Origin of the sequence: Pseudomonas putida, assembly GCF_005080685.1 — a bacterium.
GTDB lineage: Bacteria > Pseudomonadota > Gammaproteobacteria > Pseudomonadales > Pseudomonadaceae > Aquipseudomonas > Aquipseudomonas putida_V.
The window spans coordinates 708,566-732,757 of the sequence record NZ_CP039371.1 but is presented as its reverse complement, the minus strand read 5'-3'; the positions used below and the strand labels follow the sequence as shown (position 1 = coordinate 732,757).

Annotated in this window: 22 protein-coding genes and 2 pseudogenes; 9 read left to right on the top strand and 15 right to left on the bottom strand. The window is 59.9% G+C overall.

Annotation, left to right across the window (positions count from 1 at the left end):
• Positions 1-110: 110 nt before the first annotated feature.
• The 5 genes and pseudogenes from E6B08_RS03570 to E6B08_RS03550 all read right to left on the bottom strand — a co-directional run.
• Positions 111-248: pseudogene (locus E6B08_RS03570) on the bottom strand (transcriptional regulator); the annotation flags it as partial.
• A 347-nt stretch (positions 249-595) separates the two neighbouring features.
• Positions 596-1,162 (bottom strand): hypothetical protein, encoded by a 567-nt coding sequence (locus E6B08_RS03565; protein WP_136912782.1) that lies wholly within the window; start codon positions 1,160-1,162, stop codon positions 596-598.
• 81 nt (positions 1,163-1,243) lie between these two features.
• Positions 1,244-1,627 (bottom strand): hypothetical protein, encoded by a 384-nt coding sequence (locus E6B08_RS03560; protein WP_136912781.1) that lies wholly within the window; start codon positions 1,625-1,627, stop codon positions 1,244-1,246.
• A gap of 2 nt (positions 1,628-1,629) precedes the next feature.
• Complete coding sequence (locus E6B08_RS03555; protein WP_136912780.1) at positions 1,630-2,100, bottom strand: hypothetical protein; 471 nt, start codon at positions 2,098-2,100, stop codon at positions 1,630-1,632.
• A 42-nt stretch (positions 2,101-2,142) separates the two neighbouring features.
• Positions 2,143-2,541 carry a DUF6957 family protein gene (locus tag E6B08_RS03550; RefSeq protein WP_136912779.1) on the bottom strand — a complete coding sequence of 133 codons (399 nt, stop codon included), beginning with the start codon at positions 2,539-2,541 and terminating at the stop codon, positions 2,143-2,145.
• Between the two features lie 144 nt (positions 2,542-2,685).
• On the opposite strand from E6B08_RS03550, the gene E6B08_RS03545 reads away from it, so the two are divergent.
• Positions 2,686-3,147, top strand: coding sequence for a helix-turn-helix domain-containing protein (locus E6B08_RS03545; RefSeq protein ID WP_023089457.1), 462 nt, complete (start codon positions 2,686-2,688; stop codon positions 3,145-3,147).
• Between the two features lie 60 nt (positions 3,148-3,207).
• Here the strand turns inward: E6B08_RS03545 and E6B08_RS03540 are convergent, their stop codons facing one another.
• From E6B08_RS03540 to E6B08_RS03530, 3 genes are read right to left on the bottom strand one after another with little or no spacing between them, the layout of a single operon-like run.
• Positions 3,208-3,426, bottom strand: a complete 219-nt coding sequence (locus E6B08_RS03540; RefSeq protein WP_238349281.1) for a hypothetical protein — start codon at positions 3,424-3,426, stop codon at positions 3,208-3,210.
• Between the two features lie 52 nt (positions 3,427-3,478).
• Complete coding sequence (locus tag E6B08_RS03535) at positions 3,479-5,671, bottom strand: DEAD/DEAH box helicase (RefSeq protein ID WP_136912777.1); 2,193 nt, start codon at positions 5,669-5,671, stop codon at positions 3,479-3,481.
• Positions 5,668-7,287: a dsDNA nuclease domain-containing protein gene (locus E6B08_RS03530; RefSeq protein ID WP_136912776.1), complete on the bottom strand. Its 1,620-nt coding sequence runs from the start codon at positions 7,285-7,287 to the stop codon at positions 5,668-5,670. The genes E6B08_RS03535 and E6B08_RS03530 overlap by 4 nt, the downstream gene beginning before the upstream one ends.
• A 224-nt stretch (positions 7,288-7,511) precedes the next feature.
• Between E6B08_RS03530 and E6B08_RS03525 the strand changes: the two genes are divergently transcribed.
• Positions 7,512-8,492: an IS5 family transposase gene (locus tag E6B08_RS03525; protein WP_136912775.1), complete on the top strand. Its 981-nt coding sequence runs from the start codon at positions 7,512-7,514 to the stop codon at positions 8,490-8,492.
• 130 nt (positions 8,493-8,622) lie between these two features.
• Here E6B08_RS03525 and hrpB read toward each other — a convergent pair whose 3' ends face one another.
• On the bottom strand, positions 8,623-11,139 hold the full coding sequence (gene hrpB / locus E6B08_RS03520) for an ATP-dependent helicase HrpB (RefSeq protein ID WP_136912774.1): 2,517 nt from the start codon (positions 11,137-11,139) through the stop codon (positions 8,623-8,625).
• A gap of 213 nt (positions 11,140-11,352) precedes the next feature.
• A pseudogene (locus tag E6B08_RS03515) lies at positions 11,353-11,766 on the bottom strand (DEAD/DEAH box helicase); the annotation flags it as partial.
• A gap of 117 nt (positions 11,767-11,883) precedes the next feature.
• Here E6B08_RS03515 and E6B08_RS03510 point away from each other — a divergent pair.
• Together E6B08_RS03510 and E6B08_RS03505 are read left to right on the top strand one after the other, a co-directional pair.
• A complete protein-coding gene (locus E6B08_RS03510) occupies positions 11,884-12,303 on the top strand; it encodes a polyribonucleotide nucleotidyltransferase (RefSeq protein WP_136912772.1) in 420 nt (139 codons plus the stop codon).
• Between the two features lie 23 nt (positions 12,304-12,326).
• On the top strand, positions 12,327-13,196 hold the full coding sequence (locus E6B08_RS03505) for a cation diffusion facilitator family transporter (RefSeq protein WP_136912771.1): 870 nt from the start codon (positions 12,327-12,329) through the stop codon (positions 13,194-13,196).
• Positions 13,197-13,207: 11 nt separating this feature from the next.
• On the opposite strand, the gene E6B08_RS03500 is transcribed toward E6B08_RS03505, so the two are convergent.
• Entirely contained in the window at positions 13,208-14,044 is an 837-nt protein-coding gene (locus E6B08_RS03500) for a DUF6515 family protein (RefSeq protein WP_136912770.1), read from the bottom strand.
• A 394-nt stretch (positions 14,045-14,438) separates the two neighbouring features.
• On the opposite strand from E6B08_RS03500, the gene E6B08_RS03495 reads away from it, so the two are divergent.
• Both E6B08_RS03495 and E6B08_RS03490 read left to right on the top strand, forming a co-directional pair.
• The gene (locus tag E6B08_RS03495) at positions 14,439-14,915 is read left to right on the top strand and encodes an Lrp/AsnC family transcriptional regulator (protein WP_003249795.1); all 477 of its coding nucleotides are present in this window, start codon (positions 14,439-14,441) and stop codon (positions 14,913-14,915) included.
• An 18-nt stretch (positions 14,916-14,933) separates the two neighbouring features.
• Complete coding sequence (locus E6B08_RS03490) at positions 14,934-15,137, top strand: DUF2788 domain-containing protein (RefSeq protein ID WP_133330244.1); 204 nt, start codon at positions 14,934-14,936, stop codon at positions 15,135-15,137.
• A gap of 52 nt (positions 15,138-15,189) precedes the next feature.
• On the opposite strand, the gene E6B08_RS03485 is transcribed toward E6B08_RS03490, so the two are convergent.
• The 4 genes from E6B08_RS03485 to E6B08_RS03470 form a co-directional block, all read right to left on the bottom strand.
• Positions 15,190-15,819, bottom strand: a complete 630-nt coding sequence (locus E6B08_RS03485) for a pseudouridine synthase (protein ID WP_136912769.1) — start codon at positions 15,817-15,819, stop codon at positions 15,190-15,192.
• A gap of 6 nt (positions 15,820-15,825) precedes the next feature.
• The gene (gene amn, locus E6B08_RS03480) at positions 15,826-17,289 is read right to left on the bottom strand and encodes an AMP nucleosidase (protein ID WP_136912768.1); all 1,464 of its coding nucleotides are present in this window, start codon (positions 17,287-17,289) and stop codon (positions 15,826-15,828) included.
• Positions 17,290-17,358: 69 nt separating this feature from the next.
• Positions 17,359-19,014: an acyl-CoA dehydrogenase family protein gene (locus tag E6B08_RS03475; protein ID WP_136912767.1), complete on the bottom strand. Its 1,656-nt coding sequence runs from the start codon at positions 19,012-19,014 to the stop codon at positions 17,359-17,361.
• A gap of 95 nt (positions 19,015-19,109) precedes the next feature.
• Entirely contained in the window at positions 19,110-21,101 is a 1,992-nt protein-coding gene (locus E6B08_RS03470; RefSeq protein ID WP_136912766.1) for a hybrid sensor histidine kinase/response regulator, read from the bottom strand.
• 265 nt (positions 21,102-21,366) lie between these two features.
• Here E6B08_RS03470 and E6B08_RS03465 point away from each other — a divergent pair, with 265 nt between their 5' ends.
• From E6B08_RS03465 to hemL, 3 genes are read left to right on the top strand one after another with little or no spacing between them, the layout of a single operon-like run.
• Entirely contained in the window at positions 21,367-22,164 is a 798-nt protein-coding gene (locus E6B08_RS03465) for a hydroxymethylpyrimidine/phosphomethylpyrimidine kinase (RefSeq protein ID WP_136917322.1), read from the top strand.
• Between the two features lie 14 nt (positions 22,165-22,178).
• Positions 22,179-22,802 carry a thiamine phosphate synthase gene (gene thiE, locus E6B08_RS03460; protein WP_136912765.1) on the top strand — a complete coding sequence of 208 codons (624 nt, stop codon included), beginning with the start codon at positions 22,179-22,181 and terminating at the stop codon, positions 22,800-22,802.
• Positions 22,803-22,819: 17 nt separating this feature from the next.
• On the top strand, positions 22,820-24,103 hold the full coding sequence (gene hemL, locus E6B08_RS03455; RefSeq protein WP_136912764.1) for a glutamate-1-semialdehyde 2,1-aminomutase: 1,284 nt from the start codon (positions 22,820-22,822) through the stop codon (positions 24,101-24,103).
• The last annotated feature ends 89 nt before the right edge of the window (positions 24,104-24,192 follow it).

The following is a 24,192-nucleotide window of genomic DNA, read 5'->3' as shown; positions in this document are numbered from 1 at the left end:
GCCACTCACCCATAATCGGAGGGCAAAAAAAAGCCCGCGATGGGGAGCGGGCCGGATGAATCGTAGAGATGTGGGGAAGCCTAACCCGCCCTTTGTGAAAATTACGTGAGCTCACCAAGCAGGCCACGAAGTTTGTTTTCAAACTCCATTTCAGCCTGAATGGCACCGTCATTTTTCATCGCTTCCAATTCTGCGAGCTGCTGAGCAAGCTGGAGTTCAAGGCGGCGGAATTCGGCAAGACGAGACATGGGGACGTGTTCCTTGGGGAGCTATGATCGGGCCAGATTACAGAAATTGCCGAAGAATGTCTTAACCATCTCAGGTCAAGTTTGCCCAAAAAATCTTTGACGAGGTGAAGCGACTCGACCTCTAAGACAATTGCTGTAACGCATTTCCTGGAATGTAACAACGCCAATGTTACATTCCAAAAACTACGTTACAAGCCCTATAAACAAGGGGTTTGACACCAAACGGCAAGCGGAGCGCGCAGGCCACGGATGGCTGAAGGCGTGAGGATGGAAGCCCGCAGGGCAAGGCCACACGAATGTGGGGCCTGGTTCACGACAGCCGTCCGCGAATGCGGCACGCCCTGAGGTCAGCGGTGCAGCTTGCTGAAACGCTCTACTAATAGGGCGGGTGCAATCGACTTCCACGTATCAAGAACTGAGGTTTTGTGAAATAGGTAAATACCGCAACCCACAAAGAATCCCCCTGTCAGCAGCCCTATGACTGAGGCGCCCGAGTTGATAAAAGCCCATTGCAGCGACATCGAGCGGCTGCCCATCAAAAAATCCGATCCGAAGACCAGGGCAATCCAACTCAAAACAAATGCCACAGCAGCCCAAATCGCAGCAATCACCCAGAAGTGCAACTGTACTTTATAACGCATGCTCGGCACGCGCAGGAGCCTTCCGCTGGCAGTCTTGGCTGCAAGAACAATTGCGGTATTTTTGACCTTATTTTTTGAGTTCTGCACGAGAGCATAGAACTCAACATGAGACCCTTTTTCCAGATCTTCATAGATCTGAATCGGAACTTTGACATTGGGAATTAATATCCCATCAACTTTCATGATGACCTGCACGAAACCCGTGAGATGCTCGAAAACTCGAATATCCTCTAGGCAGCCAGCAAATCTTAGGTATTCAAACTTTATAAACACTTACAGCTCCTTGCTCAATTCCCGAATGACAGGCAGGGGGAGGCCTTGAGCACAAGTCAATGTGCTCAGGTTCGATCTAAATCAGTGCAGCTGTGTATTGGGGAAGCGGTCTCCAACTAGGCGACAAAAATCCCTCAGGCTCCGGCGTCCACCATCACGGCGAAAGGTAGCCACGACGTACTTGGAGTTCATGGTCGTGATCACCCAAAACCTACCTTCTTTCTTGATAGCCACGATGTCGGAGGTTTTGATCAAGTGCCCATCGGCGAATCGGCCATGAGGCCCTTGCCGCACATGCCCAAAAACCACGCCAACGGCGCTCAGTCGATGAATGTGGACATTCACCAGAAACGCGGTGATCTCGCCTTCATACCCCTGGCCCACAGCCCGAGCGATCCGCAGCAGATCGAAATCGCTGTAGCGCTTAACGTGGAAGTCGACCGCTACCGTGTTGTCCTCTGTCATGCCTACGCCCTCCGGGGCCCTGCTGCAGCACTGGCCTGAGCCATACCACGTCGATACAGCTCTTTGACGCCGTTCAAGGAGTCGGCACCGAGACCAGGCTCATGCGTATCGACATACACAGCACCACCCTCTACTTCCAGGACACACACAGCGACACCAGCCTGGTTGTGTCCCATCGAGAGCGACATGAGCTTCTCCATCTTCCAACCATCATCCTTGTTCATCCAGGATGGGGTGACGGCTTGGACTTCCTGCACCACCAGGCTCTCGTCTTGCGCTACTAGCAGCTCGACGAGGCGCATCTCATCGTTGAGCATCTCCTCGTAGGCAACGAACCGATCCTCATGCCTGCGCTTGAGGCTGACGTGATACCAGTGAGTGGCCAGAGACCGGGTGACTGCATGAAAGTGAGCAAGGCCGTCCCCAAACATACCGACAGGGCCAGCCTGGTCTTGCGTGCTAATGCGGAACATCGTGGATCTCATCTGGGCAAGCCCACCTATGGGGCCTGCGGGTCAACATAAGCCGAATATTGTCTTCAGCGAGGCGGTCTGCTCACGACCAGGGCCAACCAGGACGTACACGGTGTTGCGCGTTTCGAACATGCACACGCCGTCGTAGGTCTTGCACAGCGTCGAACGCACCCATCCCCCTGGTGGGAATCGGCCCTCGCTGTCGTAGTTGACGCAATGGGAGTACAGGAACATCGGCTGCAGGCCTACAGACCGGACTCTGTCCAGCGACTGCTGCGGCTCATCGACGTGGAAGATGAGCCAGTCCTCAACCAAGCAATACGGCCTGCGAGGAAAGCGTTCGGCAAGCAGTGCCTCAATTTCGGGTTGGGACAGCGACGTCCCAGCGGAAGAGACGTGCCCTTCCTGGAGCAACTCGTGCTCTACGGAGCTATCAGTCACCAATTACCTCGGTATTCAAAACGACGAGGTGATGTGCGAACGGGAACGTAGCGGCAGATCGCCATTCGACTCACTCAAACCAATATATCTGTTTGAGCGAGCCTAGGCAAACGAGGCATACCGTCTCCTTTTGCGGAGGCAGAAATGCCGCTACGCCACTCTCTCGCCGCCGTGCTCCAGTCGCTCCGAACGCAGCAAGGTCTGTCTCAGCAGGAGATCTCTGGCCTTCTTCGTCAACAAACGATCAGCGAACTGGAAGCGGCTAGCTTCACGGCCACCATCGATACCGTGAGGGATCTGGCAATTTCACTGGGCATCAGCCCAGCTACCCTGTTCGCCATGGTCATTGCAGCGGAAAACCAACAGACGACTCACCAAGTGCTGATCGATGCAATCGTGGAAGCAGAGGCCTTGGGGAGAGCCAACGAGATTATGGAACGGCAGCCTCGCGAGATTGAGCATCCGCGAGTGACGGCTGCTAGAGAGAAGTGGAAGGCAGTGCAGGCGCTGAAAAAAGACGGCCTCACCCAGGCTGAGGTGGCGCGTGCTCTGGGGTATTCGAAGGGCACTGTGTGGCGGCTCTGGGAGCGGGAGCCTGGTAGCTAACCCTCAACCCTTTTCAACACAGCCCGTGCACTGACGCACTTCGGCGTCGACTGCATAGGCCTAGGGTTTGCGGACAAAATGCTTCAACCTCTCCCGCGCCTCCAACACTTGCTCACGTATCTCTTCAGGGTCGATGGACATGCGGCCCCTTGGCGTCACCTTGAGCGTCTTGAGGCTGTTTACCGCCTCGATGAACTCACGCTCACGTTGCTTTTCCCACTCGGGACGACGGTCGGTGTCAATGAGGCTCCAAAGTCTTTTCAAAATCTTCAAGGGCACTCCAACCACCTAGAAAACTGACACTCCAATGATACAGTTCTGGAGGCGGCTGTCACTTCCTCGAATTCGGATAAAGCGTTCTCGTCAAAAAAGAACGATCTACGGTGCCCATACTGAGCCAGCGAGACTCATGATCTCTTAGGAACTGAGCCATCTCATCCACATCGAGATCTTGAGGCACCTCAATCACACCGTTGACCCTCTGGAGAGTCTGAACAGGCACCCCCATCTCCTCTAGGCCAGCAAGACCGGGAGAGAGATGGTAATGCTCAAAAATGCCACGCAACCTAGAATAGTCAATCTTAGAGTTGATATTGTGTCTTTTGGCATACAGCTTCACCACATCTTCAAGAATACCTAGAAGCTTGGGAACGGTATGTCCGAAAATATTGATTACCACCTTTAGGTCATCATTGATGCAGATAGATAAGTCTTCAACCTCTCCTCTCTCCAAACGCGCCTTTGACTGATCAATCTGGGACTTGAAGTATTCGGCGTACTCAGAGGTGTACAAATAGTTTGTAAGCTTTGCGTGGATCACAGATGTGTTTTTCGTGGGAATACGTACCCTACGAAGGGCACCTGCTTGAAACCTAGTCACTGCCTCGGCTAAAACATTCAGAAACGTGGCAGAAGGCATCCAATGAAAAATTGCGGACTGCAGGTCGGACTCTGAGAGCATCTCCACAAAGGAGTATATCTCTCTGAACGTTTCTAAGCTGAAGGAGCTATGTCGCTTGAGCAAATCTACGCCGAATTCGTCAACATTCTCATCTCGTTCAAACCTAGCCTGAGAATAGTCACTGAGGTGTTCAGGCTGAACACCCACCAAGAGGTTCATTGGCGTCGTAGCATCTTGGATACCCAGGGGGATATCTACTTCCTGATTGAACGAGTCCTGTGGTATTGACTCAAGGCAGTATACCTTACCTACAAAATGAACCCCCATCCGACCAGCACGACCTTTAATATTACCATGCGTGAACTTGTCGATACTAAAATTGCCATCCCTATTGTCATATATGACAACATTTTTAGCAATCGTGTTAACCCCTTCAATAATCGTCGAAGTACAGATCAAATAATTGATCTCACCTCGATTGAAAAGATCAATAGTATATTGCTGCAACGCACGGGGCAATCCGCCAAAATGAAGCCCAATACCATTGCGCAACGCTAAGCAATAGTCCCAATCCCAATCATATTCTTCTGCCACCCAGTTCAGATGAGGACTATTAAACTTTGAGCCAAAACCATTGGCAGCTAAAGTCCTAGCAACGCCACCAGCAATAGCAGAAGACTTGCAGTAGATTATAGTGGCCTCCCCACGGCACTTCCCTGCAATAGCACGAATGGCTTCCTCTTTGCCTGCTTCGTCATTAGGGGACAAATCCAGTGACTCGACATCTAAAGCCACCGTATTAAAATCAGACGATATGAAAGTATACTCAAAACCGAGGCCAGCCAGGCCTGTGACACTATTGATAAATGGGCCAGTCATATAAAACTGCTTGGAGGCTTTGAGAAGCTTGCTCAATGCAATATTAAGCTCAATCACTCGCTCATTTTCGTAATCTATCTTGCCACTGGCTCGCTGCTGAAATGCAAGCTTATAAAATTCATCAATCACGAAAAAATCAATGTCTACGATATCTTGCCGCTCGTTGACCCTCTCTTGGGTCAGCACATAAATTACCTTGTCACCACTGGCCTGCTGCGAACTGTGGTGAATAATCTGATAAGTCTCTCCAAATCTATCTTGAAGCCGCCTGCGGGTCTCGTCGGCAAGTGCAATGGTAGGTACAACCAAAACCGCCCTACGCACTAAACCCAAACCAATAATGGAGTCTACAATCGCACTTTTGCCCATACTGGTAGGAGCGCTCAATACAACATTTCGACCAGACCTAAGAAGCTCGAACACCTGAAATTGCATTGAGTGGAAGACGATGTCGTCTGAGAATGGAGTTTGATAAATACCTAAAGCTGCTCTTTCGCTGACTGATACATCTTGAAACTCCTTCTTCAAGTACGGATATAGCCCGGCTTTACGCACAAGGTTCCGAAGTAACGGCGTATAGCTTGAGAACTTTGGCCTTGCATCTAAGGCACGGATCACCAAGTCTCTGCCCATATGCAGTGAAACAGGATTTGACAACAGCTTGTCAGCAGCTCGCAGATAAGTGAATGCTGAAGAACCTTGGGTATCAAGCAGCAACCTAGCACTGTCGTAAATACTGTTCATTGCTCATCTCGCATTTTCTTTTTCAACAAACCACATAAGTCGTCAAAACTAGGGGCCGCATAGATATAAAGCTCGACATTCAACTGAGCATAAACCGGATTACTTGCTAAATCTGATATAAAATCCACGAACAACTGGTACGCCTCCCGATACAAATCAGGCTCGTGACCTTTTGTCTCAGGAATAGTTAGCAACGCGGACTCATACCCGAAGAAAATAACAAATCTAAAGCGATCCAGATGATCCTCAAACGAGCTGCTCGTATCAAGAATCTCATCTACATCGTGCCTCAGGAGATAGGAGTCCTCTTTCACATCGAGAACTTTCTCCCTAACTCCATCCAGGCCGTTGACTATGTCATCGTAAAGAGCATCCCTCAGCTCAGTTAAGACTTGGGATACGGTTCTTGCTTTAGTTAGCTTACTGACTCCGAGCCACAACTCATCTCCACCTTTGGAGCGCTGGACAATATGGACATTTTCAAATACCTTCAAGTCGCCCTTTGAGTCCAAATAAAGTGTAGCGGGTATGGGCTGACTATCATGCCTCAATCGCATTACCGAATGCAGTAATGCATTCCCAAGAAATTGCTCTAGATCGTTCGTATTATCAGCGAGCCGCGACCTTAGTAGCCTGTACTTTTCAGTGGCGCTGGAACTATTGAAGTCAGCAATCTCATTTGGCCTCAGCAAGAGCTCGTCAAACCAGTGACAAATATTGCTAGCAATATGCTCATAGCGATACTGACCCATCTGGTAGCGCTGATGCAGGGCTAGCCCATTCCTACTAGGAACTGAACTTACAAATGGCGCCTGAAGTTGAACCAGGATATTTGGCAATTTCCGATGAACGTACACTTTCGCGTGAGAATTGCCGCGATCATAAAATAACACTTCAGCCTTGAACCAGGCGAGAAAATGATCTCGATGATAAGTTTTGTCATCCTCTACATAAACCCGCCTATCCAACGCACTTTTCTTAGTCATGGTGACAAGAATGTTAACCCATATATTTTCAACCACCGACTCGACGCTGAGAATCACGCCGTAAAGGCTTTGTGCGGCCCTTCTAATGTTATCCAGAGCGGTAAGCTCTATCTCTCTCAAGCTAGGTATCACATGCCACCAGCAGGCATCAACCCAGTCAGTTATCGAGTTCCCTGCCGGAGCGACATAATTTTTAAGCTTATCATTAAGCCCATCGATCAAATCTTGGCGACCAGGCTTCCCGCTCCGCTTCGATCTATCAATTTCTAGAAAATCCAAAGGATCTTTGCAATCCCTAGGAGACAGTATCCTAAACTTACACCGATCAAGGGGTGCCGATGCACACTGCATGGACTTGTGGACAATAGAGCTATTAGCAATAAGTTTATTGTTAGCGCCGCGAGAACGGATTGTTACTGTACTGATAGACCAGCGCGGCTTATCGGAAGTTTTAACCTGGATAAACTCTGTGTGCGTGCCATAGAGAATATCAATGTCATCAGTAACCTCGCACCTGACAGCCTCGATCTTCTTGTTGAGCAGCATCTCAGTTACGAAAAGCGCCGCAGCACAGTCCTGATAGAGGAATCCAAGCTTGGCTGCTACGCCGCCCGCATTACTCGAGTCCATCACCTACTTCCATGGCTTTTGGCGCTCAAGGCTATGTGAAATCAGAGGTGGCGTCCATGCCTAATGGCCATACGCCACCGAGGTAACGACAGAAGGCGAGCAGTGAACCATTAACTTCTACGAAAGGCCCTGTATTCAGGACTTCCTCGGCTTGGCTCTAGGGAAACTCTGAAGAGGACTTCCAGATTTGGCAGAATGCCTGATCTCACCCGCCGAGACGCCTGATGAAGCAGATGACCTTCGCCGATGCCGAGTACGCCGGCAAGCGCAAGCAGACCCGCAAGGAATTGTTCCTTATCGAGATGGATCAGGTGGTGCCGTGGAAGGGTTTGATTACCCTGATCGAGCCGCACTACCCGAAGGGTGAAGGCGGTCGTCCGGCCTATCCGTTTATGGCGATGCTGCGCATACATCTGATGCAGAACTGGTTCGGCTACAGCGATCCGGCAATGGAGGAAGCGCTCTACGAAACGACCATTCTGCGCCAGTTTGCTGGGCTGAGCCTGGAGCGCATTCCCGACGAAACCACCATCCTCAACTTCCGTCGCCTGCTGGAAAAGCACGAGCTGGCGGCAGGGATTTTGGGCGTGATCAATGGCTACCTGGGAGATCGCGGCCTGTCGCTGCGCCAGGGCACCATCGTCGATGCCACGCTGATTCATGCGCCGAGTTCGACCAAGAACCAGGACGGCAAGCGCGACCCGGAAATGCACCAGGCCAAGAAAGGCAATCAATGGTACTTCGGCATGAAGGCCCATATCGGTGTGGATGACGAGTCGGGCCTGGTGCATAGTGTGGTGGGCACGGCGGCCAATGTGGCCGATGTCACGCAGGTCGATAAGCTGCTGCACGGCGACGAAAACGTGGTCTGTGCCGATGCCGGTTATACCGGAGTGGAGAAACGCCCCGAGCATGAAGGTCGTCAGGTCATCTGGCAAATTGCCGCCCGGCGTAGCACCTACCAGAAACTGGGCAAGCGCAGCGTCCTGTACAAAGCCAAGCGCAAGATCGAAAAAGCCAAAGCGCAGGTAAGGGCGAAGGTCGAGCACCCGTTCCGGGTGATCAAGCGCCAGTTTGGTTATGTGAAGACGCGCTTCCGTGGCCTGGCCAAGAACACGGCACAGCTGCTGACGCTGTTTGCCCTGTCGAATCTGTGGATGGCCCGTCGACATTTACTGAGCAATGCAGGAGAGGTGCGCCTGTAATGTGGGGAATAGCCGCCGCGAGGTGCTCGCTGCGGCTAAAAAGACAGGAATGAGTCAGTGATCTGAGCGTTTTGGGTCGACTCGCCACTTTCAAAATCAGCGATGGTCGAAGCCGGCCAGAAGCACATGGCTACTTCAGACCATCCCTAGCCGTAGCCTCCGCCACCAATGGATCTTCAGGCCAATAATGCTTGGGGTATCTACCTTTGAGATCTTTCTTCACCTCGACATAGGTACTGCGCCAGAAGTTGGCGAGATCCTGGGTAACCTGCACAGGCCTACGGGCCGGCGACAGTAGATGGAGAATCAGCGGCTGCCTGCCCTGGGCAATGCGAGGGGTTTCTGCCAGACCAAACAACTCCTGAAGCCTCACTGCGAGGATCGGCGGATGCTGCGAGTAGTCGATGCGGATGTTCGAACCAGACGGCACCTGGATCGCCTGAGGTGCCTGGACTTCCAGCTCTTGTGGAAGCGGCCAAGGTAGTAGGTTTCTGACTATCGACGACAGATCCAGCTGGCTGAAGTGGCTGAGCCTCGTGACTTTGCCCAGGTACGGCGTGAGCCACTCTTCCAGCGTGTCGAGCAGATTGGCATCACTGAGATCAGGCCATTTGCTCTGTGCCTGACCATTCTGGATGTCCAGCTGACGCAGCAGATCGACCCGCGCCTGCCACTGCCGTAGCTCGGGGTTCCACGGCAGCAGCTCGATACCCTTACGCCTCACCAGGTTGACCAAGGCCAGCGAACGGGTTTGCTCATCAAGACTCGGCAGGGCTTTCGTCGACAAGATCAGCTGCCCAACCTTCAATTGCCGCTCAGCCTTCAGAACACCTTCCCTTTCGTCCCAGTCGACCTCATCGACAGACCTCACAAGGTCAGCCAGCTCGTCATCGAACAGAGCCGGATCGAGGTCACTCGCCAGGTAGATCCGTTCTTCGCGCTGCCCTTGCCGGCTACCCAGGTCGGCCACCACCAGCCACTCATGTTTGGTGAGGCCATCGGGCTCTGAGAACACCGCAGCACGACCGTTGGAGAGACGGTATTCGGATGCACTTGCACGCCTCTGCAGGCCGATTCGGTCAGGGTAGGCAAACGCCAGGAGGCACCCTACCCACCGTGGGTGATCGGGCTCGCTGACAAGGCTGGAGGCCTTCCCCCGTAGTAGGGATCGGTACTGCCGAGCCGACTGCTTCACCCGCTGAAGGGAGCCGCCACTACGACGTGAATGTTGCTCACCTGACAAGGCACTCAGCCTGGTGTGAAGGTCGGCGCCTGCTCCACGCAGGATGTCCTTCTCACCCAGCAGAGCCGCAATGTTGCAGGCCAGGTCATCCAGGCCCATCGCATTGCCTTTGATGAGCATGTGAGCGATCCGTGGATGCGCTGGGAGTTCGCTCATCGCCGAACCGTGCGGTGTGAGCTGTCCAGCATCATCGAGTGCGCCCAGACGCTTCAGCAGGTCTCTGGCTTGGCCGAAAGGAGCTGATGGAGGTTGGTCGAGCCAGGTCATCTCTTCTGGCTTCATTCCCCACCGGGCCAGCTGGAGTGCCAGAGCTGCGAGATCCGCCTGCAGGATCTCTGGGGTGCTGTAGCCGGCCATTTGCTCGTGCTGCGATTCCGACCACAGGCGATAGCAGACACCTGGCTCCAAGCGCCCTGCCCGCCCCGCACGCTGGGTAGCACTGGCCTTCGAGATACGCTGAGTGTCGAGTCGGGTCATGCCACTGCGAGGATCGAACTTCGGCACTCGCTCCAGACCACTGTCCACCACGACCCTGACGCCTTCGATGGTCAAGCTGGTCTCGGCGATGTTCGTGGCCAGTACGATCTTCCGGGAGCCCCTGGGTGCCGGGTCTATCGCGGCACGCTGAGCGTTCAGATCGAGGTCACCGTACAGCGGGCATACGATCACGTCTGGACGGCTGTTGAGCTGCTCCTTGAGATCTTCCGCCACCCGCCGAATCTCTGCCTGCCCAGGGAGGAAAACCAGAATGCTTCCCGACTGTTCATTGATGGCGGCCAGGCAGGTGTCAGTGACTCGCGCATCGATTCGCTCTCCCGGCTGATAGGGGCTACCCCAAACCGTCGAAACCGGATACATCCGCCCTTCACTGGTGACCACAGGCCCATCATTCAGCACCTTTGAAAGGCGAGCACCCTCCAGTGTTGCGGACATCAGGAGCAGCTTCAGTGGGGGCTCATCACGCAGCAGATCGCGGGCACTCAGGCACAGAGCAAGTGCAAGGTCAGAGTCAAGATTTCTAAGGTGGTACTCGTCGAAGATGACCACGCCCACCCCGTCCAGCGCAGGATCATCTTGGAGCCGGCGCGCCAAGATACCTTCGGTGACCACCTCGATCTGGGTTCGCGGGCCTACTTTGCTTTCAAGGCGAATGCGGTAGCCGACAGTCTCACCTACCTTCTCACCCAGTTCACTCGCCAAACGCTCAGCAGCCGCCCGAGCAGCCAGTCGACGAGGTTCGAGCATCAGGATCTTTTGATCACCAAGCCAAGGTTCGTTCAGCAGCGCCAGGGGCACCCGAGTGGTCTTGCCCGCACCAGGTGGCGCTTCAAGGATCACTTCGTTGCGGTTGGCCAGGGCCTCTCGTAGGTCTGGCAATACGAGGTCAATAGGTAGAGAAATCATCGAGGCTCCCAAATCAGGGAGGCAGTATACGCTGAGCGTTGAGGGTTGATTTGAGCTTGAGGATGCCAGTCAGGATCAGTGAGCTACCTAAGCGCACCATGAAAAGATAGGAAGAACGAGAGCAGAAGCGAGGGCAAAGCAGAGGCGGGAGCAGGAGCAGGAGCAGGAGCAGGAGCATCAAAGCCTTGTGGGCTTTGATTGAAAATCCTGACAAGCAAGAGCGGAAAAAGAGCTAATCAGCAAATCGTGAAACTCGTCGAAAATCAGCAGCCCCACACCTTCGAGCGCCGGGTCGGCCTGCAGGCGGCGGGTGAGGATGCCCTCGGTGACCACTTCGATGCGGGTGTTCGGCCCCACCTTGCTGTCCAGGCGAATGCGATAGCCCACGGTCTCGCCGACCTTCTCGCCCAATTCGCTGGCCAGCCGCTCGGCGGCCGCACGGGCAGCGAGCCGGCGCGGTTCGAGCATGAGGATGGTCTGCCCGGCCAGCCAGGGCGCATCGAGCAGCGCCAGCGGCACGCGGGTGGTCTTGCCGGCGCCGGGCGGCGCTTCGAGCACGGCTTCGTCGCGGTTTTCCAGGGCCTGGCGCAGGGCGGGCAAGACAGCATCGATCGGTAATGAAATCATGGTGGTCCTCGAACAGTGCGGCGAGTATAACGGCGAACCGAGCCTGCCCTATCATGGTCTTAGCTTCAGGTGCTGGCGCTTCGCTTGCCCTGCTGAATACCTTTTCCGGAGATTTACATGCGCATCCCATCCCGCGTCATCGGTGGCGCCCTCATCGTCACCCTGCTGACCCAGCTGACGGCCTGCGGCACGATTTTCTATCCAGACCGCCGCGGCCAGATCGGCGGCAAGATCGACCCCGTGGTCGCCGCAATGGATGCCATCGGCATCCTGTTCTACGTGATCCCCGGCCTGATCGCCTTCGGCATCGACTTCGCCACCGGCGCCATCTACTACCCGGGCGGGCGCACCGCGCAGGTCGACCCGGTCAAGCTGCGCGAGGCGGTGAACGCTGACGGCAAGGTCGACAACGTCAAGCTGCAGGCCATCCTGGAAAGCGAACTGGGCCAGCGCCTGCCGCTCAACGACCCACGCCTCATCCAGCACCGTGGTAGTGTCGAGCAACTGGCCGCCTACGGCCTGGTCCCTGCCGCCTGAACCACGAGGATGCCGCCCCGCGCATGATCACCTGCGCCGAACACCAGCGCCTCCTGCGTCTGGCCACCCGCGCTTCGCTGGCGGTGGCCAGCATCCTGGTCGTGAGCAAGGCGCTGGCCTGGTGGCTGAGCGGTTCGGTCAGCCTGCTGGCGGGCCTGACCGACTCGGCGCTGGACGCGGTGGCGTCGTTCCTCAACCTGCTGGCCGTGCACTACGCCCTGCGCCCGGCCGATGACGACCACCGCTTCGGCCACGGCAAGGCCGAGGCGCTGGCCGGCATGGCCCAGGCACTGTTCATCGGGGTCAGCGCGGTGCTCATCGGCCTGCAGGCGTTCGAGCGCCTGCAGACGCCACGGCCCTTGGGCGACACGGCGGTCGGCATCGGCGTGATGCTGCTGTCGCTGGCATTGACCGTCGCCTTGCTGGCCTTGCAGCGCAAGGTCATACGCCTGACCGGCTCGACCGCCGTGCGCGCCGACTCGCTGCACTATCGCTCCGACCTGCTGCTCAACGGCAGCATCCTGCTCGCCCTGCTGCTGGCACGCTTCGGCTGGCCGCAGCTGGATGCGCTGTTCGGCCTGGGCATCGCCCTGTACATCCTCTGGAGCGCGTTGCAGATCGCTCGCGAAAGCACGTCGATCCTGATGGACAAGGCGCTGCCTGGGGACATCGGCGAGGAGATGGCCGGGCTGGTGCTGGGCATACCTGGGGTACAGGGCGTGCACGACCTGCGCACGCGGGTGTCGGGCAACCAGTGGTTCGTGCAGTTGCACCTGGAATTGCCCGGGCAGTTACCGCTGCATGAGGCGCACGCCTTGTGCGTACGCGCCTCGGAGGTGATCCGCCAGCGTTATCCGCGGGCGGATGTGATGGTGCATGCCGATCCGGTGTGAGCTGCCCGGCCTCAGTTGACGCTATACCCTCGCCCGCTGAAGCAGGCCCCCAAGGCGCGCCGGTAATTGTCGGCGACATTGGCAGGTGGCGCGTAGGTCGCCGTGGCCGGGTCGAAACCGGACTGGCTGACCGCCCATCGGTGGCACTGGTAGCGGTCCTGGTCCTGTTGTTCCTGGCCCTGGCCGTACAGGGGATAGGCCACCACATCGTAGCCATTTGGCGCAGGCGCTACCGGCACCGGCGCAGGGGCTTGCGCGGGCGGGTTGACCACCACGTACTCCTGGCTGTCGGCCAGGTACTGGTAATAGGTGTCGGCGACCAGGAAGAACAACGCACCGCCCAGCCATACCTCGCGAGCGTAGGACGGCAGGTAGCCGACACGTACGCCGTACGGCGGGGACACCACCCGATAGCCGCCGCCATTGGGGCGATACCAGTAGCCGCCGGAGTAGAAATAGTCCTCGCCGCGATAGGGCACTTTCCAGTAGCGGTCCGGGAAGCGGTCGACCTGATGCCCCGGCCGGTACTGCGGCCCAGGTCCCCAGCCGTTGCCATGGCCGTCCGGACGGCCCTGCCAATCGCCACCGGGACGCTGGCCGCCCTGCCAATGGCCCTCACCGCCACGGTGCGGGATGTCCTGGTAATAGCCTTGCCGCGCAGGCTGGGTCTGGCGGACCTCGTCGCGCGAATTCAACGTCCGGCCGCCGCCGTTATCGTTCGAGTCTTGCGGGCCTGCACCGCCATGCCCCTCTCCAGGCCGCTCTCCAGGACCCTGGGCCTGCGCCCCGAGGCTGATCGCCAGGCCAAGCAAACCAACACCTGCCAACTGCCAGATGCGCGACTTCATGTTGTTCCTCTCGGTAATCAAACGCGTGGCGCCAGTTTACCGCGCCGCCACATCGCCCAGATGAAAATCGCGGGCATGAAAAAAGGGAGGCCGCTGGGCCTCCCTTTGGGAATTGTCGTCCGTGCTCGACACTTGTGGCGTCGGCTCACCTCGCATCGTCTTCTGGACGCTGCGTAGCCCGGGGGCCTGGCGGATCCTGTTGGATGGCTGGCCGCGACCGCCCGCCTGGGGCGCGTCGCCGTGGACTGTTGTCCGGGCAGTGATTCTGTAGGTAAAAAGATACGGGACCTGACCCAGCAGAGGATTGCGAAGATTGCACGGATAAATAGCACTTGCGCAATTTTTCACCCTGGATTGATAATTCAACGCAATCTGAACAGAAAAGGCCTTTTCCATGAGCAAACTTGACCGCTACGACCTGAGCATCCTCGCCGAACTGCAGCGCGACGCGCGCATTTCCAACCAGGAGCTGGCCGAACGCATCGGCTTGTCGCCTTCGCCATGCTCTCGTCGGGTCAAGCAACTGGAAGACGACGGCTACATCTCGCGCCAGGTCGCCCTGCTCGATCGCAAGAAGCTCGGCCTGAGCCTGACCGCCTACGTGCTGATCGGCATGGACCGCCACACCCCCGAGCGTTTCGAAACCTTCGAGGCGGCCATCCGCAACCTGCCGCAGGTATTGGAATGCAGCCTGGTAACCGGGATGGACGCCGACTATCAGCTGAAAGTGGTGGTGCCGGACATGGATCATTACCAGAAACTGCTGCTCGGCAGCCTGACACGCATCGAAGGCGTGACCAGCGTACGTTCGAGCTTCGTGCTCAACCAGGTATTGGCCAGCACCGAACTCCCCCTGACCCACCTGCGTTGATCGCCCAGGAGAACATCGATGGATCCCGCCGTATTCGAAGAGTGGATGATGATCGTCCTGGTCACGATCCTGATCGGTTTCATGGGTTTCATCGTCTGGGATTTGGCGAAAAAGTCCAAAGCCGGGCGATTTGGTACGCTGATTCTGTTTTTCGTGCTGGGGTTGGGGGTATTGGCCTTCATCATCAAGAGCGTGGTGGTGGCGTTTCTCGAAGGGGTCTAGCGTCTTCGCCGGCCATTCGCGGCGGTTCGGCGCGAATGGCCACCCAGCAGACCTACAGCCGGGCCTCGACCTCACGCCAGCAGCCCTGCTCCAACCCCTCCAGTGCCCACTTGCCAATGCGCACCCGTACCAGGCGCAAGGTCGGCAACCCGACCGCCGCCGTCATCCGCCGCACCTGACGATTGCGACCCTCACGGATCACCAGCTCCAGCCAGCGGGTCGGCACGCTCTTGCGAAACCGCACGGGCGGATTGCGCGGCCATAGTTGCGGTTCGTCCAGGCGCCGCGCCTCGGCCGGCAGGGTCGGCCCGTCGTTGAGCTCGACGCCATCACGCAGGCGTTGCAACTGCTCGTCACTCACCTCGCCTTCGACCTGCACCCAGTAAGTCTTGGCCAACTTGTGCTTGGGGTCGGCGATACGTGCCTGCAGGGCGCCATCGTTGGTCAGCAGCAGCAGGCCCTCGCTGTCACGGTCCAGACGCCCCGCCGGGTATACGCCGGGGATATCGATAAAGTCCTTGAGCGTGGCACGCCCCTCACCGTCGCTGAACTGGGTGAGCACATCGAACGGCTTGTTGAACAGGATCAGGCGTGGTTCGGCCGGCGGCGCCTTGGGCTGGCGACGCGGGCCAGTGGGCCGCGCCTGGGGGCGACGCGGCTTGGAACGGGGAGGCAGGGACATGGATCCTCAGCGGAACGGCGGTTCATCGAAGCTGCGCAGTTTACGCGAGTGCAACGAATTGAGCTCGGTACGCAGCAGGTCGAGGGCGGCGATGCCGATCTTCAGGTGCTGGCTGACTGCCCGGTTGTAGAAGGCATTGGCCGAACCGGGCAGCTTGATTTCGCTGTGCAGCGGTTTGTCGGAGACGCACAGCAAGGTGCCGTACGGGACCCGCAAGCGGTAGCCCTGGGCGGCGATGGTGCCGCTTTCCATGTCCACGGCCACGGCGCGCGAGAGGTTGATCAATGGCCGTTCCTGGGCCCAGCGCAGTTCCCAGTTGCGGTCGTCGTAGGTCAGCACGGTGCCGGTGCGCAGGCGTTTTTTAAGCTGCTCGCCACGCTCGCCGGTCACCTGCGCGGCAGCCTCCTGCAGCGCCATCTGCACCTCGGCCAGGGCCGGGATCGGGATGTTCGGCGGCACCACGCGGTCGAGAATGCCGTCCCGGCGCATGTAGGCGTGGGCCAGCACGTAGTCGCCGATGGTCTGCGACTGACGCAGACCGCCGCAGTGGCCGATCATCAGCCAGCAGTGCGGGCGCAGCACCGCCAGGTGGTCGGTGATGTTCTTGGCATTGGACGGGCCGACGCCGATGTTGACCAGGGTGACACCGTCGCCGTCGGCGGCGATCAGGTGGTATGCCGGCATCTGGTAGCGGTGCCACACCACGCCGGCCACCAGGGCCTGGGCTTCGCCGTTGTCCATGGACTTTTCGATGACCACGTTGCCTGGCAGCACCATGCGCACGAAACGCGGGTCGTCACGCAGTTGTTCGAGGCCATGGGTGATGAACTGGTCGACATAGCGGTGGTAGTTGGTCAGCAGGATCCAGGGCTGCATGTGCCGCCAGTCGCTGCCGGTGTAATGCACCAGGCGGCGCAGCGAGAAGTCCACCCGGGCGGCGTCGAACAGCGCCAGTGGCAGGCTCTCGGCGCTTTCCCAATCGTACAGGCCGTCGGCGATGTTATCGGTGGCCGCCGACAGGTCGGTGCTGGGGAACACCCGCGCCAGCTGGGCCGCGGTAATGCCACTGCCGGCCAGTTCGTCACCCTGGTCGACGACGTAGGGGTAGGGAATGTTCTGCTCGCTGACGCCGACTTCCACAGTAACGGTGTAGTCGTGCATCAGCGGGCGCAGTTGCTCCAGCAGATAGCCACGGAACGCCGCCGGCTGGGTGACGGTGACGCTGTAGGTACCGGCGACCTGCACCTTGGCATAGGCGCGCGTGGTGGCGGCGACCTCGCCCTGGCTGTAGTAGGTCAGGCGCAGCGCTGGGTAGCGGAACAGTGCGCGCTCGTCTGCGCCCGGCTCGGTACGGTCTTTCAGGTAACGCTTGAGGGCCTGGCTGAGGGCCCCGGTGGCCTGTTCATGCAGGGCCGCCAGACGATCGACGGCCTGTTCTGGGGTATCAACGACGATAAACGCTTGGCTCACACTGGGCTTCCTGTCTGGGCATGCATGGAAACATCTTGCCTGCCTTCCGTTGCAATTACACCCCCGTCGTCATCCGACCGGCCAGAGTGGCGTAGCCCGCGCCACCAGCGCCTCGACATCCACGCCACGGGGCAATGCGCCATAGGCCCGGCCACCACCCGCCAGGCGGCTCCCGATGAAGGCATCGCTGACCACGGTATTGCCCGCTTCGAGCAACAGCTTGGCCTGTAGCGCCAGGGCGATGTCCTCGGTCAGTTGCCGGGCGCGGTACTGGATGTCGCTGGTATCGGCGAACGCCCCCTTGAGGTTGCCGATGTGCATCGCCAGGCGGGGGTCGCCATGGCCATCGCCCAGTTCGGCGAACAGCGCTTCGAGCACACCCGGCTCCTTGGCCAGTGCCCGCAGTACATCGAGGCACTGCACGTTGCCCGAGCCTTCCCAGGTGGAGTTGACCGGCGCTTCGCGGTACAACCGCGGCAGGATGCTGTCCTCGACGTAGCCGGCACCGCCCAGGCACTCGGCAGCCTCGTTGATCATTCCCGGGGCGCGCTTGCAGATCCAGTACTTGCCAACGGCGGTGACCAGCCGGGCGAAGTGCGCCTGGCTCGGGTCGTCCAGTTGCTCCAGGGCCTGGCCCATGCGCAGGCTGAGCGCCAATGCCGCCTCGCTTTCCAGGGCCAGGTCGGCCAACACGTTCTGCATCAAGGGTTGTTCGTTGAGCAGACGCCCGCCGACCTTGCGGTGCGCACAATGATGGGCGGCCTGGGTCAGGGCCTGACGCATCAGGGCGCTGGAGCCGACCATGCAATCGAAGCGGGTCATCGCCACCATCTCGATGATGGTCGGCACTCCACGCCCCTCCTCCCCGACCATCCAGGCCAGGGCGCCGCGCAGTTCGATTTCGCTGGAGGCATTGGAGCAATTGCCGAGCTTGTTCTTCAGGCGCTGGATATAGAACTGGTTGCGGCTGTCGTCCGGGCGATGACGCGGCAACAGGAAGCAGGTCAGGCCCTTTTCGGTCTGCGCCAGGGTCAGGAACGCATCGCACATCGGCGCCGAGCAGAACCACTTGTGGCCGACCAACTCGTAGGCCTGGCCCGGCCCTGGGGTGCCGACCGGATAGGCCCGCGTGGTGTTGGCGCGCACGTCGGTACCGCCCTGCTTCTCGGTCATCGCCATGCCGAGGGTGACCCCGGCCTTGTGCCGGTCGCCCACGTTACGCGGATCGTACTCGCGGCTCAGCACCTTGGGCAGCCAGTACTCGGCCAGACCGGGCTGCAACCTCAGCGCTGGCACCGCGGCGAAGGTCATGGTCAGCGGGCAGCCGCTGCCGGCTTCGGCCTGGCTGTGCAGATAGGTCATGGAGGCCCGGGCCACATGCGCGCCAGCTCGCGGTTCGGCCCAGGGCAACGATGGCAGGCCATGTTCGACGGCGGTGCGCATCAGCTCGTGATAGGCCGGGTGGAACTCGACCAGGTCGATGCGATGACCATAACGGTCATGGCTGCTGAACTCGGGCTTGTGCGCGTTGGCCAGAAAGCCCGCCGCCATCAGCGGCCCACCGGCCAGGGCGCCGTAGGCATCGATCCGCGAAGCCGCCCAACCGGCGCCGAAGTGCCGTGACCACTCCTGCAGCGGCAGGTCGAGGCGGTACAGGTTGGCGCCGTCCAACGGTGGCGGCTGGTTGGTGACTTCGTGGGTTTCAGCGTACTGGTGCAGGTTCATCGGGTGCTCCTGGATCCGGGCATGCATGAACCCCCAGTGAAGCACCCCTCACCTGTCAGTCAAAGGGGCAAAAATGACTAAACGTGTAGTTGCCGCTAGAACCGCGTCACCCCGGACACTGCCCTGCCAGGCGGCATCTGCACCTGGGCCAGGCTCACCTCGAGGCTGAATTCGAAGCGGCTGCCCAGTCCCCGCGTCGATTCATGCGACAGACGGGCACCGAGCAGTTCGCCCATCTGCCGGCAGATCGACAGGCCAATGCCCAGGCCGCCATAGCGCCGGGTCATCGAGCCGTCGACCTGGAAGAAGCGCTGGTAGAGGATCGCCTGGTCGAGGTCGTCGAAACCGATGCCGCTATCACTGACGACGAAGCTCAGCGCCAGGCGCTCCGGCCCGAGGCGGCGGCCCCGGACCTGCACGACCACGCCACCCTGATGCGTGAACTTGAGACCGTTGTCCATCAGGCAGCCCAGGCAGCGCGCCAGTTTTTGCGCATCGCCCAGCAGTTCGTCAGGCACATCGGCAGGAATGTCCAGGCTCAAGTACAGCCCCTTGCCCAGGGCCTGGGCAGCGCGGCCGGAGCGCAGATCCTGGAGCATGCGCCGCAGGCCGAACGGCGTGGCCTGCACGCGCAGGCGCCCGGCCTGCAGCTCGGTGAGGGTGAGGATATCGTCGACCATCGCCATCATGTCCTGGGCCGAGCCTGACGCGGTGCGATGGTACTGGGCCATCTCACCTTCCATGGGCAGGGTGTGCATCAGCTCGAGCGAGCCGATGACGCCGTTCATCGGTGTGCGCAGCTCGTGGGTCACGGTGGCGAGGAATTCATCCTTCAGGCGATTGCTCCTGGCCAGTTGCTGGTTCAACTGCTCCAGGGTGCGGCCCGTGTCACGCAGGGCCTGCGCCTGCTGTTCGCGCAGGCTGTTGATGCGGTCGGCCAGTGCCAGCGACAGCAATGCCACCTCCAGTGCCGACCCGAGCTGGCTGGCATACATGGTGATGAACACATTGGGCAGGTAGCCCAGCACCATCAAGGTGTTGACCAGGCCACCGAGGAGAAACGCCGACCAGGCGATGATGAACCAGCGCGCCACCCGCAGGCCGCGCCACCAGGCATACAGCCCGGCGGCGAAGATGCTCACGGTGAACAGCAGCGCCAGCAGCGTGGCCATGCGCAGGGCGATGCCGTAGTGCAGGGTCACCGCCAGCACCATCACCAGCGCGCCACCGACCATCAATAGCTGCAGCAGCCGATCGAAACTTCGACTGATCTTGCCAAGGCGTAGGAAATGGCGGGCGAACTGGCAGCCGAACAGCCCTGCCGCGCCGATGAACAGAGGGGTGGCGGCGTTCGCCCACCAGGGGCTGTCCGGCCAGAAGTAGGCGACCCCGGCGCCGTTGACCGACACCTGGTAGAGCCCGAACGAGGCGATATAGAGAATGTAATAGAGGTAGCTGATGTCGCGCACGCTAAGGAAGATGAACAGGTTGTAGACCAGCATCACCAGCAATACGCCGTAGATCATCCCCAGCACGTACAGGCGCGTGGGCTGGGCCTCCATGTACGCCTCGGCGGACCACAGCGCCAGCGGCGCCTGGACAGAACCCTCGCTGTGCAGGCGCAGGTAGGCGGTGGTGGCCTGGCCGGGCTGCAGCGGCAGTTCGAACAGGTAGTTGTCCTGCTGGATCTGTCGGCTGCTGTAGGGCAGCGTATCGCCGGTGCGCTGGGCCAGCCGATACACGCCCTGGGCGTCCGGCAGGTAGAGCTCGAGGTGGTCCATCGGCGGGTAGGCCAGCTCCAGCAACCACTGCCGGGGCGCCGCGCCTGGCTGGGGCAGATAGCGCAGGTCGACCTTCAGCCAGAACACCGAGGTGGAATACCCGGCGTTGAGCACTGCTTCATGGTGGGTGCGAAAACGGCTGGCGAAGGCTTCGGAGCTGACCTGGGCAATGCTGGCGCTGCCATCCTGGTCCTCGAAGACCTGCATGACCCGGCCCAATGGTAAGTGCCGGGTGGCGTCGTCGAAATCGACCGCTCCGGCCAGTGCGGGCAGCAAGCCCAACAGCACGATCAGCAAATAGCGCATACAGCCCCAGCCTGGCCCGTCCAGTCGCGTCGCGGTTGCCTCCCATTCCTTTGAGACGACGAAATCCGGCAGGCTCCATTCATCGAGTTATCCGAGCACTCTAGCATAGCTTTACCCGCTATCAATCAGCCATCATCAAAGCTGAGAAAACCGCTCTAAATCAATGCTTTGCGCAAAATACACGAGGCGAAATTGACCACCGGATCAGCAAATCCCGTTTGTAGGACGATCCGCGCAAATGGGTTTGATGGTAAGCTCGCCGACCATGAATACCTACAGCTCCCGCCCCGTTGTCCTCTGTCTCTCCGGCCACGACCCCAGTGGCGGCGCCGGCCTGCAGGCAGATATAGAAGCCCTGATCGCCCAAGGCTGTCACGCCGCCCCTGCAGTGACCGCCCTGACCGTGCAGGATACCGTCAACGTTTCCGACTTCCGCGTGCTCGACCGCGAGTGGGTACTGGCCCAGGCCAATGCCGTGCTCGCCGACTCGACCGTGGCTGCGGTCAAGCTGGGCATGCTCGGTTCGATCGAGATGGTCGATACCGTGGCCGAACTGCTCGCCGCCCACCCGCACCTACCGATGGTCTGCGACCCGGTACTGCGCGCCGGCGGCGGTGGCCGCCTGGGCAAGGACGAGGTCGGCTACGCGCTGCGTGAGCGCCTGCTGCCGCTGGCCGCCATCGCCACGCCCAACCTGCCGGAAGCACGCATTCTCGCCGAGTTGCCCGAGGGCACGGCGGATGAATGCGCAGAGAAGCTCCTGCCGTTCTGCAGGCACCTGCTGATCACCGGCGGTCACGGCGACGAGGATGAAATCCACAATCGCCTGTACAGCCGCGACGGCCAGCGCCACACCTGGACCTGCCAGCGCCTGCCGGGCAGCTATCATGGTTCCGGTTGCACCCTGGCCAGCGCCCTGGCCGGCCGCCTGGCCCTGGGCGAGCAGCTCGAAAGCGCGGTTCGCAGTGCCCTGGACTACACCTGGCGGACCCTGCGCGACGCCGAGCAACTGGGCAAGGGGCAGTTCGTCCCGCGCCGCCTGCCCCTGGACTTCTGCTCCTGACACGAGGCCCTCCGATGAAGCTACGCGGTCTGTACGCAATCACCGATAGCCAGCTGCTCGCCGGCCGTTTCCTGTCCCATGTCGAGGCGGCGCTCGAAGGCGGCGTCTGCCTGTTGCAGTACCGCGACAAGAGCGACGACGCCGCGCGTCGCCTGCGCGAGGCCGAAGCGCTGATGAAACTCTGCGAGCGCTACGGCACCCAGTTGGTGATCAACGATGACGCCGAACTGGCCGCGCGCCTGGGCGTGGGTGTACACCTGGGCCAGACCGACGGCCCGCTGACCCCGGCCCGCGCCTTGCTCGGGCGCCATGCGATCATCGGCTCGACCTGCCATGCGCGCCTGGACCTGGCCGCGCAGGCTGCCCAGGAAGGCGCCAGCTATGTCGCCTTTGGCCGCTTTTTCAATTCCGTGACCAAGCCCGGCGCCCCTGCCGCCAGCCTCGATCTGCTGGAGCAGGCCCGGACCCAGGTCAAGCTGCCGATCGCCGTGATCGGTGGCATCACCCTCGACAACGCCGCCCCGTTGGTCGCCCATGGCGCCGACCTGCTGGCGGTCATCCACGGCTTGTTCGGTGCCGACAGCGCGCAGGAAGTCACCCGCCGCGCCCGCGCCTTCAACGCCCTGTTCGCTTGCTGATTTCGAGAGAAGATCCCATGTCCCGTTCCGAATCCCTGTTCGCCCAAGCCCAGAAGCACATCCCCGGTGGCGTCAACTCGCCGGTCCGCGCCTTCAAGAGCGTCGGCGGCACGCCGCTGTTCTTCAAGCACGCCGAAGGCGCCTACGTGGTCGATGAGGACGACAAGCGCTACGTCGACTATGTCGGCTCCTGGGGCCCGATGATCCTCGGCCACAGCCATCCCGAGGTGCTCGCCTCGGTGCGCAAGCAGCTCGAGCACGGCCTGTCGTACGGCGCGCCGACCGCCATGGAAACCGAAATGGCCGACCTGGTCTGCTCGATCGTGCCGTCCATGGAAATGGTGCGCATGGTCAGCTCCGGCACCGAGGCCACCATGAGCGCGATCCGCCTGGCCCGTGGCTACACCGGCCGCGACGCCATCATCAAGTTCGAGGGCTGCTACCACGGTCACTCCGACAGCCTGCTGGTCAAGGCCGGCTCGGGCCTGCTGACCCAAGGCGTGCCGAGCTCGGCGGGCGTGCCAGCCGACTTCGCCAAGCACACCCTGACCCTGCCGTTCAACGACATCGCCGCGGTCGAGAAGACCCTGAGCGAAGTCGGCAGCACCGTGGCCTGCATCATCGTCGAGCCAGTGGCCGGCAACATGAACTGCGTACCGCCGGCGCCAGGCTTCCTCGAAGGCCTGCGCGAGCAATGCGACAAGCACGGCGTGGTGCTGATCTTCGACGAAGTGATGACCGGTTTCCGCGTGTCGCTCGGCGGCGCCCAGGGTCACTACGGCATCACCCCCGACCTGTCGACCTTCGGCAAGATCGTCGGTGGCGGCATGCCGGTCGGCTGCTTCGGCGGCAAGCGCGAGATCATGGGCTGCATCGCCCCACTGGGCCCGGTCTACCAGGCCGGCACCCTGTCGGGTAACCCACTGGCGATGGCCGCAGGCCTGACCACGCTCAAACTGATCAGCCGCCCGGGCTTCCACGCCGAGCTGAGCGACTTCACCAGCCGCATGCTCGACGGCCTGCAGCAGCGCGCCGATGCCGCCGGCATCCCGTTCGTCACCACCCAGGCCGGTGCGATGTTCGGCCTGTACTTCAGTGGTGCCGACGACATCGTCACCTTCGACGATGTGATGGCCAGCGACGCCGAGCGCTTCAAGCGCTTCTTCCACCTGATGCTCGACGGTGGCGTCTACCTGGCGCCGAGCGCGTTCGAGGCTGGTTTCACCTCCATCGCCCACGGTGAAACCGAGCTGAAGATCACCCTGGATGCGGCTGAAAAGGCCTTCGCCGCGCTGAAATGACGGGGCAGCCTGTACCGGCCTGTGCGACGTGTCCGCGAAGAGGCCGGTGCAGGCAATAACTGCAGCGGCAATCAGCAGATGCTCCTTCA

What these genes read in the sequence shown, in the direction of transcription:
- E6B08_RS03560 (WP_136912781.1), bottom strand. Translation starts at nt 1,627, where the DNA reads ATGACAGAGGACAACACGGTAGCGGTCGACTTCCACGTTAAGCGCTAC.
- E6B08_RS03555 (WP_136912780.1), bottom strand. Translation starts at nt 2,100, where the DNA reads ATGTTCCGCATTAGCACGCAAGACCAGGCTGGCCCTGTCGGTATGTTT.
- E6B08_RS03545 (WP_023089457.1), top strand. Translation starts at nt 2,686, where the DNA reads ATGCCGCTACGCCACTCTCTCGCCGCCGTGCTCCAGTCGCTCCGAACG.
- E6B08_RS03535 (WP_136912777.1), bottom strand. Translation starts at nt 5,671, where the DNA reads ATGAACAGTATTTACGACAGTGCTAGGTTGCTGCTTGATACCCAAGGT.
- E6B08_RS03530 (WP_136912776.1), bottom strand. Translation starts at nt 7,287, where the DNA reads ATGGACTCGAGTAATGCGGGCGGCGTAGCAGCCAAGCTTGGATTCCTC.
- E6B08_RS03525 (WP_136912775.1), top strand. Translation starts at nt 7,512, where the DNA reads ATGAAGCAGATGACCTTCGCCGATGCCGAGTACGCCGGCAAGCGCAAG.
- hrpB (WP_136912774.1), bottom strand. Translation starts at nt 11,139, where the DNA reads ATGATTTCTCTACCTATTGACCTCGTATTGCCAGACCTACGAGAGGCC.
- E6B08_RS03510 (WP_136912772.1), top strand. Translation starts at nt 11,884, where the DNA reads ATGCGCATCCCATCCCGCGTCATCGGTGGCGCCCTCATCGTCACCCTG.
- E6B08_RS03505 (WP_136912771.1), top strand. Translation starts at nt 12,327, where the DNA reads ATGATCACCTGCGCCGAACACCAGCGCCTCCTGCGTCTGGCCACCCGC.
- E6B08_RS03500 (WP_136912770.1), bottom strand. Translation starts at nt 14,044, where the DNA reads ATGAAGTCGCGCATCTGGCAGTTGGCAGGTGTTGGTTTGCTTGGCCTG.
- E6B08_RS03495 (WP_003249795.1), top strand. Translation starts at nt 14,439, where the DNA reads ATGAGCAAACTTGACCGCTACGACCTGAGCATCCTCGCCGAACTGCAG.
- E6B08_RS03490 (WP_133330244.1), top strand. Translation starts at nt 14,934, where the DNA reads ATGGATCCCGCCGTATTCGAAGAGTGGATGATGATCGTCCTGGTCACG.
- E6B08_RS03485 (WP_136912769.1), bottom strand. Translation starts at nt 15,819, where the DNA reads ATGTCCCTGCCTCCCCGTTCCAAGCCGCGTCGCCCCCAGGCGCGGCCC.
- E6B08_RS03475 (WP_136912767.1), bottom strand. Translation starts at nt 19,014, where the DNA reads ATGAACCTGCACCAGTACGCTGAAACCCACGAAGTCACCAACCAGCCG.
- E6B08_RS03470 (WP_136912766.1), bottom strand. Translation starts at nt 21,101, where the DNA reads ATGCGCTATTTGCTGATCGTGCTGTTGGGCTTGCTGCCCGCACTGGCC.
- E6B08_RS03465 (WP_136917322.1), top strand. Translation starts at nt 21,367, where the DNA reads ATGAATACCTACAGCTCCCGCCCCGTTGTCCTCTGTCTCTCCGGCCAC.
- thiE (WP_136912765.1), top strand. Translation starts at nt 22,179, where the DNA reads ATGAAGCTACGCGGTCTGTACGCAATCACCGATAGCCAGCTGCTCGCC.
- hemL (WP_136912764.1), top strand. Translation starts at nt 22,820, where the DNA reads ATGTCCCGTTCCGAATCCCTGTTCGCCCAAGCCCAGAAGCACATCCCC.